Below are 13,327 nucleotides of genomic sequence, written 5' to 3'. Positions count from 1 at the left end.
CGACGCCGGACCATCCATTAAAATGCGCCGGATTTTTTGAAATCAGCAATGGCGGCCGCGAGTGCTGCTTCGGCATCTTTATCCAGTTGCTTGGTTTCTTCGATCTTCGACAGGAGCGCAGCCTGCTTGGTCTTCAGGTAGCCGTGCAGGCCGTTCTCGAAGGCCAGCACTTGCTTGACTTCGATGTCGTCGAAGTAGCCCTTGTTGACGGCGAACAGCGATGCGGCCATCAGCGAGATCGGCAGCGGCGAGTACTGCGGCTGCTTCAGCAGCTCGGTCACGCGCGCGCCACGGTCCAGCTGCTTGCGGGTCGATTCGTCCAGGTCCGATGCGAACTGCGCGAACGCAGCCAGTTCACGGTACTGCGCCAGGTCGGTACGGATACCGCCCGACAGGCCCTTGATGACCTTGGTCTGGGCAGCGCCACCAACGCGCGAGACCGAGATACCGGCGTTAATCGCAGGACGGATACCGGCGTTGAACAGCGAGGTCTCCAGGAAGATCTGGCCGTCGGTAATCGAAATCACGTTGGTCGGAACGAAGGCCGAGACGTCGCCTGCCTGGGTTTCGATGATCGGCAGTGCGGTCAGCGAACCGGTTTTACCGGTGACTTCGCCGTTGGTGAAAGCGGACACGTAGTCGGCGTTCACGCGGGCTGCGCGCTCGAGCAGACGGCTGTGCAGGTAGAACACGTCGCCTGGGTAGGCTTCGCGGCCTGGTGGGCGGCGCAGCAGCAGCGAAATTTGACGATAAGCCACGGCCTGCTTCGACAGGTCATCATAGACGATCAGCGCATCTTGACCGCGGTCGCGGAAGTATTCGCCCATCGCGCAGCCGGAGTAGGCCGAGATGTACTGCATGGCGGCCGATTCCGACGCCGATGCTGCCACGACAATGGTGTACTCCATCGCGCCGTGCTGCTCGAGCGAGCGCACGATGTTCTTGATGGTCGATGCTTTCTGGCCGATCGCAACGTACACGCAGGTCATGTTCTGACCCTTCTGGTTGATGATCGCGTCGACTGCGACAGCCGATTTACCGGTCTGGCGGTCGCCAATGATCAGCTCACGCTGGCCACGGCCGATCGGCACCATCGCGTCGATCGATTTAATACCAGTCTGCATCGGCTGCGAGACCGATTCACGGGCGATGACGCCTGGGGCGATCTTTTCGATCGGGGCGGTCAGCGCGGTGTTGATCGGACCCTTGCCGTCGATCGGCTGGCCCAGGGCGTTGACGACGCGGCCACGCAGTTCAGGACCGATCGGCACTTCCAGGATGCGGCCGGTGGTCTTGACGGTGTCGCCTTCGGAGATGTGCTCGTAAGCACCCAGGATGACGGCGCCGACCGAGTCGCGCTCGAGGTTCATCGCCAGACCGAAGGTGTTGCCAGGGAATTCCAGCATCTCGCCCTGCATCACGTCCGACAGACCGTGAATACGGCAGATACCGTCGGCGACGGAGATCACCGTGCCTTGATTGCGAACGTCAGCGGACGCTTCCAGGCCCTGGATCCGGCTCTTGATCAGTTCGCTGATTTCAGATGAATTAAGTTGCATGAGTGCTAACTCCTAATAGTTTCTTGATGCGTAGGGCAAGGACGTGAGATGCGGTGATGTGTGCGAAGTTCCGCTTACGCGACCAGCGCAGCATGCATCTGCTGCAGCTTGGCGCGTACCGAGGTATCGAGCACTTCATCACCGACCAGCACGCGCACACCACCGATCAGCGACGGGTCCACCGTAACGGTTGGGTTGAGCTTGCGGCCAAATTTCTTTTCCAGCACGATGACCAGTTCTGCCACTTGGGCGTCGCTCAGCGCGAAGGCGCTGGCAATGTCCGCGTCGGCAGCGCCGGCCTGGGCATTCTTGAGCACCTGGAACTGCGCACCGATTTCCGGCAGCAGCACGATGCGGCCGTTTTCGGCCAGCATCGTCAGGAAGTTCTGGGCTTCCGGGGTGACCGGCGCCTTGACCAGCGAGGTCAGGGTGGCGACCAGGTCCGCGGTGCTCAGTTTCGGGTTGGCGGCAAACGCCTGCACATCAGGGTTGGCGCCGACTTGTGCCAGTTGCGACACCAGTTCGGACCAGGCTGCCATGTCGCCGGTTTGGGCGACACGGAACAGCGCTTCGGCGTAGGGACGGGCGACGGTTGCGAGTTCGGCCATGATTACAGCTCGGTCGACAGTTGCGACAGCAGGGCGGCGTGCGCTTCTGCGTTCACTTCACGCTTGAGGATCTGCTCGGCGCCTTGCACCGCCAGGGCAGCGACCTGGCCACGCAGTTCTTCGCGCACGCGGGTCACTTGCTGCTCGGCTTCGGCGCGGGCGGTAGCGACGATACGGGCGGCTTCTTCAGCGGCGGTCTTCTTGGCGTCTTCGATGATCATCGCGGCGCGCTTTTCGGCGTCGGCGATGCGCGACTGGCCTTCGTCACGGGCGCTGGCCAGTTCGGCCTGCACGCGCTTTTCGGCGGCAGCCAGGTCAGCCTTGCCACGGTCAGCAGCGGCCAGCCCATTGGCGATGCGCTCGGCGCGCTCGTCGAGTGCCTTCATCAGCGGCGGCCACACGAATTTCATCGTGAAGAGCGCCAGGACGAGGAAGACGGCGAGCTGTGCAAACAGAGTTGCGTTGAGGTTCACGGTTTTTCCCTTCTCACAAAAACGGATGCCGAACCGCGATGGTTCGGCCCTTCAAAACCAAACTTCCCGGTGATTTAGGTCGGGGTGAACGGATTTGCGAAAGCGAACAGCATGGCGATACCAACGCCGATCAGGAATGCCGCGTCGATCAGACCAGCCAGCAGGAACATCTTGGTCTGCAGGGTGTTCATCAGTTCAGGCTGACGTGCCGAAGCTTCGAGGTATTTACCGCCCATGATAGCGATACCGATACATGCGCCGATAGCGCCGAGGCCGATGATCAAACCGCAAGCCAGTGCAACAAAAGAAACGTCAGTCATGATTACTCCAAAAAGTTAATTTAAAAACTAGATTAAAAACTACAACTTCGTTACAACCACTATCTTGTTCGATGCTTGCGGCGCCGATCAGTGGCCTTCGTGGGCCTGACCGAGATACACCAGCGTCAGCATCATGAAGATGAATGCTTGCAGGAACACGATCAGGATGTGGAAGATCGCCCAGATCGAGCCGGCAATCACCTGGCCTGCGAAACCAAACACGGTTGCGGTCGAGCCAAGCAAAGCGATCAAGAGGAACAGCAGCTCACCGGCAAACATGTTGCCGAACAGTCGCATACCGAGCGACACCATTTTTGCTGCGTATTCGATGATGTTCAGCAGCAGGTTGAACGGCGCCATGTAGATGCCGAACGGTGCTGCGAACAATTCGTGGAGCCAGCCGCCCAGGCCCTTGATCTTGATGCCGTAGTACAGCATCAGGATCAGCACGCCCAGCGAAATGCCGATGGTGCCGTTCAGGTCGGCGGTCGGGACGACGCGGTGGTGCGGTTCGCCCAGGCCGAGTGCGCGGAAGGTTGCCGCGAACAGGTCGACCGGCAGGAAGTCCAGCGAGTTCATCAGGGCGACCCAGACGAACACGGTCAGTGCGGCAGGGGCGATGAAGCTGCGGTCGCCGTGGACGATGGTCTTCGACTGGTTCTCGACCATTTCGACCAGCATCTCGACGGCAGCCTGGAAGCGGCCCGGCACGCCGGCGGTCGCCTTGCGCGCGGCCATCCACATGATCAGGCAGCCGATCACGCCCATGGTGATCGACCAGAACAGGGTGTCGTAGTGGATGACGTTGAAGTCAACCGGACCGTGCTGGTGCACGTTCGAGAGGTGGCCGAGGTGGTGCCGGATGTACTCTGATGCGGTGGGCGCGTGGGTCGCTGCGCCTTCTACAGTTGTCGTCGCCATTTTCAGTGCCTAAATAATAAGAATATGTAACTTTTCAGTGCCACGATGAACCCGGCGAGAAGCGCCAGCCAGTTCAGGTCACGGTACAAGTACGCAGTTGCACCCAGCAGCGCAAGCGTTAAACCGATCTTTATAAATTCCCAGAAGAAGAACGTGAGGGGGTTGGCCCCACCCGTCTTCGTTGATGCGAACAAGCGTAGTGCCATGATTCCGTTGGGCACGACGCAGCAGAGTCCGCCAAGCACCGCCGAAAACATCGCAGGCCATCCCCCCAACAGTGCAGCGAGGACGCCGGCGACCATTGTTGCGATCAATTGCAGGGAGACCAGGCGTAACATTTTTATTCTTTGCCTTGGCCGTTTGAACCGAGTTACGGTGTGGTAATTACATGAATCAGCGGGATTATATGATCGTTAGTGCATCTGAGTCAAACGATTCCCGTTGTGCTCGTTCCTGTTAAACGGAGCGAAAATGTCACACAAATATTGCTTGATTCAGGGGTTTTCGCAGCAGTTAGGCGCGGGAAATACAGATGTGTAGGCAGATTTTAGGCGGAGGGATAGCTGGCTTACCGTAGTTTTGCGGTAGCGCGAGGTGTTGTCATGTGGTAACGATAAGCCGCTGTATTGACGACCACGTGACGGGATATCGAGGTGCACTGTGCTGGTGCGCGCGCTGTGCGGCGACGGGTCTGCAAATTGTTCAATGGCTGTGCACAAGCTGCAAACACACTTGTGTACAGGCTTATCCACAACCCGGCTTTGGTTGTCGTAGGGTGGGCATTCCATGCCCACGCGGTCGGACGCGTTCATACCGCAACGCCGGAGCTGGTACGAGCAGCTGCGAGTTTATCCCCTCGCTATCCACCGGTTCCTCACCATGTTTCCACACCCCTGTACACCCTTGTTCACGCGCTTGTCGACAGGCTTATCCACAAGCGCGTTTGACTGACTCAGGCACGCAAGCGCGCCAGCACCCCTTCCAGAATGTCGAGGTCGGCGAAATCGATGATCATCTGCCCCCTGCCCTTCGGCCCCATCTTGAACACGACCGGGGTCGCCAGCTTGTCCGACAGCTCTTCTTCCAGGCGCACGATATCTCCCGACTTTTCCTTCTGGCGCGGCGCCGGATTGTCATTGGCCTGCTCTTCCAGTGCGCGCGCGACCAGCTTTTCGGTTTCGCGCACCGACAGGCGTTTCGCCACCACGTGGCTCGCCAGTGCGATCTGGCTGGCATTGTCCACCGACAGCAGGGCGCGTGCGTGACCCATGTCGATGTCTCCCGCCATCAGCATGGTCTGCACCGGTTGTGCCAGGTTCACCAGGCGCAGCAGGTTCGACACCGCGCTGCGCGAACGGCCGACGGCGCTTGCCGCCTGCTCGTGCGTGAAATCGAAGTCCGAGATCAGGCGCGCGATGCCCTGCGCTTCTTCCAGCGGGTTCAGGTCCTCGCGCTGGATGTTCTCGATCAGGGCCATCGCCGCCGCCGCCTGGTCGTCGACCTCGCGCACCAGCACCGGGATGTCCTCGAGTCCGGCCAGCTGGGCCGCGCGGAAGCGGCGCTCGCCGGCGATGATCTCGTAGCGTCCGCCATCGACAGGACGCACCAGCACCGGCTGCATGATCCCCTGGGTTTTGATCGACGCTGCCAGCTCGTTCAGCGCGCCCTCGTCCATCCGGGTGCGTGGCTGATATTTGCCGGCCTGCAGCTGGGAGACCGGAAGCGAAGACGGCGCGCCGGCGGGTGCGGGCGTCGCATCCATGTCTCCGCCCAGCAGCGCATCCAGACCGCGGCCGAGGCCCTTGAGTTTTTTGGTTGCCATTGTGGATAACTCTCTTCTTTACATTGTCTTGATGCGCTCGACCATTTCGGCCCCGAACGCGATATAGGCCTGGGCCCCCTTCGAGGACGGATCGAAGACGACGCCGGGCACGCCATACGAGGGCGCCTCGGCCAGGCGCACGTTGCGCGGGATGATGGTTTTAAAGACCTTGCCGCCGAAGTGCTGCTCGAGCTGGGCCGAGACTTGCTGCGACAAGGTCATGCGCGGATCGAACATCACACGCAGCAGCCCGATGATTTTCAAATCCGTGTTCAGGTTCGCATGCACCTTCTTGATGGTGTTCACCAGATCCGACAATCCCTCCAGCGCGTAGTACTCGCACTGCATCGGGATGATCACGCCATGTGCGGCGCACAGGCCGTTCAGGGTCAGCATCGACAGTGCGGGCGGGCAGTCGACCAGAATAAAATCGTAGTCGGCGTCGACTTTCGCCAGTGCGTGCTTTAAACGCCGCTCGCGGTTGTCGAGCTCCACCATCTCGACTTCGGCGCCGGCCAGCTCGCGGTTCGCGGGCAGGACGTCGAAGCGCCCTGCTTCCGAGCGCTGGCGCGCATCATTCACCTCGGCTTCGCCCAGCAGCACCTGGTAAGTCGAGGCGTTCAGGCTGGCCTTGTTGATGCCGGCGCCCATGGTCGCATTGCCCTGCGGGTCGAGGTCGACCAGCAGCACGCGCTGCTCGAGCTTGGCGAGGCCTGCCGCCAGGTTGACGCTGGTGGTCGTCTTGCCGACGCCGCCCTTTTGGTTTGCAACACAAAATATCTTTGCCATCTGTTCTTTCGGACGAGATACTCCAGTTCATACCGTTCATACTCAATAAACCGTTCATTCGGTTTATACGATATAAACGGTATAAACGATTTATATTGTTAGCTGGTGTGCGTTGCTTTTTCGATGAAAACCAGGTGCCGCTCCGCTTCCAGTTTCGCCACCTTGATCGGCCGCAGTTCTTTCACTTTCCATTCGTCTGGCAGCCTTTCCTGCTCCTCCGGTGGCGCCGTGCCTTTCAAGGCGATGAATTGGCCGCCCTCGGCCAGCAAGTGTCCCGACCAGTTGACGAAATCCGAGAGGTCGGCAAAAGCACGTGAGGTGATCGTGTCGAAGGGTCCGGCCTTCAAATCCTGCACCTTCATCGTGTACACGGTCACGTTGCCCAGGCCCAGTTCCGCCTTCACTTGCGTCAGGAATGCCGTTTTCTTGTGGACCGTGTCGATCAGGGATACCTTGATGTCCGGCCGCGCGATCGCGAGCACGATGCCGGGCAATCCTCCCCCTGCCCCGACGTCGAGGACGTTTTTTGCGTCCGCAAACGCCGGTACGGCAGCCAGCGAATCGAGCAAGTGGTGGGTCACCATCTGCAGCGGATCGCGCAGCGAGGTCAGGTTGTAGACGCCATTCCACTTGGCCATCAGCGCCAGGTAATCCATCAGCTGTTCGCGCTGGGCCGCCCACAGCGGCAAGTCCATCTCATCGATGCCGTCGCTTAGGATTTGGAACAATTTTTCGCGGTCAAAACCCCTCACTGTGCGGCCTCCTCGTTCGTTGCCGGGACGCTAGTAAAGCCCTTGGCACCGCGCTTTTTCAGATGTACCAGCAGCAGCGAGATCGCCGCCGGCGTCACGCCGGAAATGCGCGAGGCCTGGCCCAGGGTTTCCGGACGCTGTTTATCGAGCTTCTGGCGTACCTCGATCGACAGCGCCGCGATCTCCAGGTAGTCCAGGTTCTCCGGCAGTTTCAGGTTTTCGTAGTGGTCGTGACGCTCGACCTCTCTCGCCTGGCGGTCGATGTAACCGGCGTATTTCAGCTGGATTTCGACCTGCTCCTTGACCGCCGGATCTTCGACGCCCGGGCCTGCCAGCGGCTGGCCTTCAACGCCGGTCATCGTCATCAGGGTCTCATACTCGACGCCCGGACGGCGCAGCAGGTCGGCCAGGTTGTATTCGCGTTCCAGTGCCTGGCCCACGACGCGTTCCGATTCGGCCGCTGCGAGGATGCGCGGGTTGACCCAGGTCGAACGCAGGCGCTCCAGTTCGCGTGCGACGGATTCGCGTTTGGTTTCGAACGCAGCCCACTGCGCGTCGCCGACGACGCCGAGTTTGCGGCCGATTTCGGTCAATCGCATGTCGGCGTTATCTTCGCGCAGCGACAGGCGATACTCGGCGCGGCTGGTGAACATGCGATAGGGTTCGGCCACGCCCTGAGTGGTCAAATCGTCGACCAGCACGCCGAGATAGGCTTCGGAACGGCCCGGCGTCCAGGCCTCTTGCCCCTTGGTTTGCAGGGCTGCGTTCAGGCCAGCCAATAGACCTTGCGCCGCTGCTTCCTCGTAGCCGGTGGTGCCATTGATCTGGCCGGCGAAGAACAGGCCGCGGATGGCCTTGGTTTCCAGCGAGGATTTCAAGCCGCGCGGATCGTAATAGTCGTATTCGATGGCGTAGCCGGGACGCAAAATAAAGGCGTTTTCCATGCCTTTCATCGAGCGCACCAGGTTCAGCTGCACGTCGAACGGCAGGCTAGTCGAGATCCCGTTCGGGTAGATCTCGTGTGTGGTGAGGCCTTCCGGCTCGAGGAAGATCTGGTGCGATTCCTTCGATGCGAAGCGGTGGATCTTGTCTTCGATCGACGGGCAGTAGCGGGGACCGACGCCTTCGATCACGCCTGTGTACATGGGGCTGCGATCAAGACCGGCGCGGATGATGTCGTGCGTTTGCGCATTCGTATGCGTGACCCAGCACGGCACCTGCTTCGGGTGCATGGCGGCATTGCCCATGTACGAGAATACGGGGACCGGATCGAGATCGCCCGGCTGTTCGGCGAGCACCGAGTAGTCGATGCTGCGGCCGTCGATGCGTGGCGGCGTGCCCGTTTTCAGGCGCCCTTGCGGCAACTGCAGCTCCTTCAAACGGCTCGACAGCGAGACGGCCGCCGGGTCGCCGGCGCGGCCGGCCGTGTAGTTTTGCAGGCCGACGTGGATTTTGCCGTCCAGGAAAGTGCCGGCGGTCAGCACCACGGCGCGGGCGCGGAACTGCAGGCCGATCTGGGTGACGGCGCCAACGACGCGGTCACCTTCGACCATCAGGTCGTCGACGGCTTGCTGGAACAGCCACAGGTTCGGCTGGTTTTCCAGGCGCGAGCGGATCGCCGCTTTATACAGGATGCGGTCGGCCTGGGCGCGGGTAGCGCGCACGGCCGGGCCTTTTGAGGAGTTCAGGATGCGGAACTGGATACCGGCTTCGTCGGTGGCGATTGCCATCGCGCCGCCCAGGGCGTCCACTTCCTTGACCAGGTGCCCCTTGCCGATGCCGCCGATCGACGGATTGCAGGACATCTGGCCCAGGGTTTCGATGTTGTGGGTGAGGAGCAGGGTCTTCTGCCCCATGCGTGCAGACGCGAGCGCGGCCTCGGTACCGGCATGGCCGCCGCCGACGACGATCACGTCGAATTCAGTTGGAAATAGCATGATGGAGGTGTGAGGCGAGGAATCTAATAGGCGATTATAGAAGCATTTGCGTCCGCAAACTCAGCGCCGCGGGAAAACGGCGACGATTTTGTTTCACGTGGAACACAGCAGATAGCGTTTTTCGCGCTGTTTCACGTGAAACAATGGGGACGAAAAGGCGAAAAAAAAGCCGGGTCAGCGTACGCTGCCCGGCTTTGTTCCACGTGAAACAGTCAACTCGCCAACCTCACCACCGCATCGAATGCCGTTTTCACGATCAAGGTCGACACCACGACCAGGAACAACTTACGCACGAATGCACTGCCGTGCTTGATCGCCAGCCGGGTGCCGACCAGCGAACCGCCGATCTGGCAGACCGCCATCAATAGGCCTAGCTGCCACAGCAGGTGGCCGCTGTAGCCGAACCACAGCAGGGCCGACAGGTTGCAGGCGACGTTCACGATCTTGGCGGCAGTCGAGGCGCTGAGGAAATCGAAACCGAAAAAGCGCACGAACAGGAAGATCAGGAAGCTGCCCGTGCCGGGACCGAAGAAGCCGTCATAGAAGCCGATGGCAGCGCCAATGCCGACCGCCCACCAGCGCTCGGCGACACCGCTGTGCACCGGCGCATGCACGGCGCCCAGGTCCTTCTTGCGGAAGGTGTAGATTGCCACCGCGAGCAAGATGAAGGGCAGCAGGCTGCGCACGAAGTCGCCCGGCACCCGGGTGACGGTCCAGGCGCCGACAAACGATAGCGCGAATGCGGCCAGCGCCGCCGGCGCCGCCGCGCTCCATGCCACCTTCACGCGGCGCGCATAGTTGACCGCCGCCGCGCTGGTGCCGCAGATGCTGGCCAGTTTATTGGTACCGAGGAGGGTTGCCGGCGCTTCTTTCGGCAGGAAGGAAAAAATGGCGGGCACCTGGATCAGGCCGCCCCCACCGACGACGGCATCCACCAGCCCGGCGAGAAAGGCGGCGCCGCCGAGCCATACGAAGTCAATCATGACCTGCTTTCGCTTGCAAAATTCAAAGGGGGAAATTGTACGGCAACTGGGGCAGGCCCTGCCCTTCTACCGTTCAGTTTCTGGTGTAAGCTAATCGGATAACAACCACAGGGGACCGACCATGACCGCCTTCGCTTTCCACACCGTTGCCAGCATCGTTTCGGAACCAGGCGCCGCCGCCCGCCTCGGCCAGCTCGCCGCCGAACGTTTTACGAGCGTGCGCCGCGCGCTGATCGTGACCGACGCCGGCTTTTTGCGCACCGGCCTGCTCGAGCCGGCCCGCGCCAGCCTGGTGGAGCAAGGCGTGGCGGTACAGGTGTTCTCGAACGTGGTCGCCGACCCGCCCGAACAGATCGTCCACGAAGCCGTCGATGTCGCACGCGCGCACGAGACCGACCTGGTGATCGGCTTCGGCGGCGGCAGCTCGATGGACGTGGCGAAACTGGTGGCGGTGCTCGCCGGCAGCGACCAGCCGCTGAGCCAGATCTACGGCATCGGCAACGTCAAGGGCCAACGTTTGCCCCTGATTCAGGTGCCGACCACGGCCGGCACCGGCTCGGAGGTCACGAACATCGCCATCGTCACCACCGGAGAGACGACCAAGATGGGCGTCGTCTCACCCCAGCTGTATGCCGACGTCGCCCTGTTGGATGCCGAACTGACCCTGGGCTTGCCGCCCCTCGTCACCGCCGCGACCGGCATCGATGCGATGGTGCATGCGATCGAAGCGTATACGAGCAAGCACAAGAAGAACCCGCTGTCCGACAACCTGGCGCGCCAGGCGCTCGCCCTGCTGTCTCAAAACATCCTGACTGCCGTCGAGAACGGCAGCAACCTGGAAGCGCGCCAGGCCATGCTGCTCGGCGCCTGCCTCGCCGGCCAGGCCTTTTCGAATGCACCGGTGGCCGCCGTGCACGCCCTTGCGTATCCAATCGGCGGCATTTTTCATGTACCGCACGGACTGTCGAATTCGCTTGTTTTGCCCCACGTGTTGCGCTTCAATGCCTCGCACGCGGCGCCCTTGTACGCCGAATTGGCGGACATCGTCGTGCCCGGGACGAGCGGCAGTGCCGAGGAAAAGACCGAAGCTTTGATTGCTGCGATGCAGCAGATCGCCCAGCGCAGCGGGATCCAGACCGGGCTGATCGAGATGGGCATCGGCGAAACCGACCTCGACCGGCTGGCGGACGATGCCATGCTGCAGACGCGCCTGCTCGGCAACAACCCGCGCGAGCTCACCCGTGCGGACGCACGTGCGATCTACGCCGCGGCTTTATAGGATCAGAGGGAAGACGCAGCGCCGCGTGGCGCTGCAAAGAAATCGAGCAGCAAGGCATTCACGCGCTCGCTGGCCGTGACCTGCAGCCAGTGATCGGCACCATCGATGCGCTCGTAGCGGAAGTAGTCGGCGACATACGCCGTCGAGTCGCGCATTTGCGCTTCACCCAGCGCCGGATCCGCGCTGCTCCAGACGCCCATCACCGGCACCCGCACCGGTTCGGTCTTGTTGCCGAAGACGAAGCCGCGCGGCACATTCGCGCGGTAATAGTTCAGGGCCGCCGTCAGGCGGCCTGGTTCCCGTAGATTTTTCTTCCAGTGCCCGACCTGGGCGCGGTCGGACGTAAAACGGTTCAGCACATAAAAATCGCCGGCCTTGAGCGTGTTCTCAGCCAGGCCCGGCACCATGAACCACATCATGTAGCTCATGCGCAGGGTCTGCATCAGGCCGGCGCGCGCGACGGCGGCCGGGTGGCCGGCCGACAGCGCCACATATTGTTCGATGCGCTCCGGCGCTCCCATGCACAGCAGCCAGCCGACCAGGGCGCCCCAATCGTGGCCGACGACGCGGGCGCGCGCAATGCCGAGCTGGTCGAGCATGGCGAGCACGTCGGCGGCGATCTCTTCGACCCGGTAGGCGGAGACGGTGTGGGGCGCATCGCTGCCCCCATAGCCGCGCAGGTCAGGCGCCAGCACCCGGTAGCCGGCCTTCATCAAGGGAGCGATCTGCTTGCGCCAGACGACGTGGGTGTCCGGGAAGCCGTGCAGCAGCACGACGACAGGACCCTCCCCCGCGCTCTGGACCTGCATGCGCAGGCCGTTCACGGTAAGGAAGAGGGTCTCCTGTTTCATGCGGTCTCCTAGACGGTTTCGCGGTCGGTGGCGGGAGCAACGCGGCTGGCCGGCGCCTGGGGCTTGCGTCCCATGCGCTCGAGCAGCGCGCCGATTTCCCCGACAATACCACGGCGGAACAGCAGGACGCACACGATGAAGATCAGGCCGGTCACCATGCCGACCGACTCGCCCAGGCTCGAGAACCAGCTGATGCCCGTGCTCTCGGCCAGGAAATTGCCCAGTTCTCCCAGCTTGTTTTCCAGGGCGACAATGATGAAGGCGCCGATGATCGGACCGGCCATCGTGCCCATGCCGCCGACCAGGGTCATCAGCACAACCAAGCCCGACATGGTCCAGTGCACATCGGTCAGGGTCTCGAAGCCCAGCACCAGCGTTTTAGTCGCCCCTGCAAGGCCTGTAAGGGCCGCTGAGAGCACGAACGCGAGCAGCTTGTACTTGTCCGCGTCATAGCCCAAAGAAACGGCCCTGGGCTCGTTTTCCTTGATCGCCTTCAACACCTGGCCGAAGGGCGAGTGCACGGTGCGCACGATCAGGGCAAACCCGGCCACGGCGATGGCCAGCACGACGTAGTACAGGGTCAGGTCGTTGCCGAGGTCGATCACGCCGAACAGTTTCCCGCGCGGCACGCCCTGCAGGCCATCCTCGCCGTGGGTGAATGGGCTGCGCAGGGCGGCAAAATAGACCATCTGCGCCAGTGCCAGAGTGATCATCGAAAAATAGATGCCCTGGCGGCGGATCGCCAGCGAACCGATGACCAGGCCGAGCACGGCGCTGGCGGCGACGCCGGCCAGGATGCCGAGCTCGGTCGGCAGCCCGACGCTGGCCAGCAGGTAACCCGTCACGTAGCCCGCGCTGCCGAAGAAGGCGGCGTGGCCAAAGGAGAGCAAGCCCGTAAAGCCGATCAAGAGATTGAAGGCGCAGGCGAACAGCGCGAAGCACAGCAGCTTCATCAGGAACACGGGGTAGCCGACAAAGGGCGCGGCCAGGGCGACGACCAGCGCCAGAGAATAGGCAATTTTCTTGTTCATGG

General features: G+C 61.9%; 14 protein-coding genes. 1 reads left to right on the top strand and 13 read right to left on the bottom strand.

Annotation, left to right across the window (positions count from 1 at the left end; genetic code table 11):
* Positions 1-17 precede the first annotated feature (17 nt).
* From atpA to C2862_RS18900, 11 genes are all read right to left on the bottom strand, one after another.
* Positions 18-1,559, bottom strand: a complete 1,542-nt coding sequence (gene atpA / locus C2862_RS18950) for a F0F1 ATP synthase subunit alpha (RefSeq protein WP_136221700.1) — start codon at positions 1,557-1,559, stop codon at positions 18-20.
* Positions 1,560-1,633: 74 nt separating this feature from the next.
* A complete protein-coding gene (locus C2862_RS18945; protein WP_136221699.1) occupies positions 1,634-2,167 on the bottom strand; it encodes a F0F1 ATP synthase subunit delta in 534 nt (177 codons plus the stop codon).
* Positions 2,168-2,169: 2 nt separating this feature from the next.
* Positions 2,170-2,640, bottom strand: coding sequence for a F0F1 ATP synthase subunit B (locus C2862_RS18940; RefSeq protein ID WP_136221698.1), 471 nt, complete (start codon positions 2,638-2,640; stop codon positions 2,170-2,172).
* A 74-nt stretch (positions 2,641-2,714) separates the two neighbouring features.
* Complete coding sequence (gene atpE / locus C2862_RS18935; RefSeq protein ID WP_036253157.1) at positions 2,715-2,960, bottom strand: F0F1 ATP synthase subunit C; 246 nt, start codon at positions 2,958-2,960, stop codon at positions 2,715-2,717.
* Positions 2,961-3,047: 87 nt separating this feature from the next.
* A complete protein-coding gene (gene atpB, locus C2862_RS18930; protein WP_136221697.1) occupies positions 3,048-3,881 on the bottom strand; it encodes a F0F1 ATP synthase subunit A in 834 nt (277 codons plus the stop codon).
* 2 nt (positions 3,882-3,883) lie between these two features.
* On the bottom strand, positions 3,884-4,219 hold the full coding sequence (locus C2862_RS18925) for an ATP synthase subunit I (RefSeq protein WP_136221696.1): 336 nt from the start codon (positions 4,217-4,219) through the stop codon (positions 3,884-3,886).
* A gap of 614 nt (positions 4,220-4,833) precedes the next feature.
* Positions 4,834-5,703 carry a ParB/RepB/Spo0J family partition protein gene (locus C2862_RS18920; RefSeq protein WP_136221695.1) on the bottom strand — a complete coding sequence of 290 codons (870 nt, stop codon included), beginning with the start codon at positions 5,701-5,703 and terminating at the stop codon, positions 4,834-4,836.
* Between the two features lie 18 nt (positions 5,704-5,721).
* A complete protein-coding gene (locus C2862_RS18915; RefSeq protein WP_136221694.1) occupies positions 5,722-6,492 on the bottom strand; it encodes a ParA family protein in 771 nt (256 codons plus the stop codon).
* A 98-nt stretch (positions 6,493-6,590) separates the two neighbouring features.
* Positions 6,591-7,244 (bottom strand): 16S rRNA (guanine(527)-N(7))-methyltransferase RsmG, encoded by a 654-nt coding sequence (rsmG, locus tag C2862_RS18910; RefSeq protein WP_136221693.1) that lies wholly within the window; start codon positions 7,242-7,244, stop codon positions 6,591-6,593.
* A complete protein-coding gene (mnmG, locus tag C2862_RS18905; protein WP_136221692.1) occupies positions 7,241-9,181 on the bottom strand; it encodes a tRNA uridine-5-carboxymethylaminomethyl(34) synthesis enzyme MnmG in 1,941 nt (646 codons plus the stop codon). Before mnmG ends, rsmG begins: the two co-directional genes overlap by 4 nt.
* Before the next feature lie 212 nt (positions 9,182-9,393).
* Positions 9,394-10,164 (bottom strand): TSUP family transporter, encoded by a 771-nt coding sequence (locus C2862_RS18900; RefSeq protein WP_136221691.1) that lies wholly within the window; start codon positions 10,162-10,164, stop codon positions 9,394-9,396.
* 121 nt (positions 10,165-10,285) lie between these two features.
* On the opposite strand from C2862_RS18900, the gene C2862_RS18895 reads away from it, so the two are divergent.
* Complete coding sequence (locus C2862_RS18895) at positions 10,286-11,443, top strand: iron-containing alcohol dehydrogenase (RefSeq protein ID WP_136221690.1); 1,158 nt, start codon at positions 10,286-10,288, stop codon at positions 11,441-11,443.
* A 2-nt stretch (positions 11,444-11,445) separates the two neighbouring features.
* Here C2862_RS18895 and C2862_RS18890 read toward each other — a convergent pair whose 3' ends face one another.
* Positions 11,446-12,294 carry an alpha/beta fold hydrolase gene (locus C2862_RS18890; protein WP_136221689.1) on the bottom strand — a complete coding sequence of 283 codons (849 nt, stop codon included), beginning with the start codon at positions 12,292-12,294 and terminating at the stop codon, positions 11,446-11,448.
* A gap of 8 nt (positions 12,295-12,302) precedes the next feature.
* Entirely contained in the window at positions 12,303-13,325 is a 1,023-nt protein-coding gene (locus C2862_RS18885; RefSeq protein ID WP_136221688.1) for a branched-chain amino acid ABC transporter permease, read from the bottom strand.
* Positions 13,326-13,327 lie beyond the last annotated feature (2 nt).

The organism is Massilia sp. Mn16-1_5, from assembly GCF_004798585.1.
In the GTDB taxonomy this organism is placed as follows: Bacteria; Pseudomonadota; Gammaproteobacteria; order Burkholderiales; family Burkholderiaceae_D; genus Telluria.
Note: the sequence above shows the minus strand (reverse complement) of the source record. Positions and strands in the feature narration are given on the sequence as shown.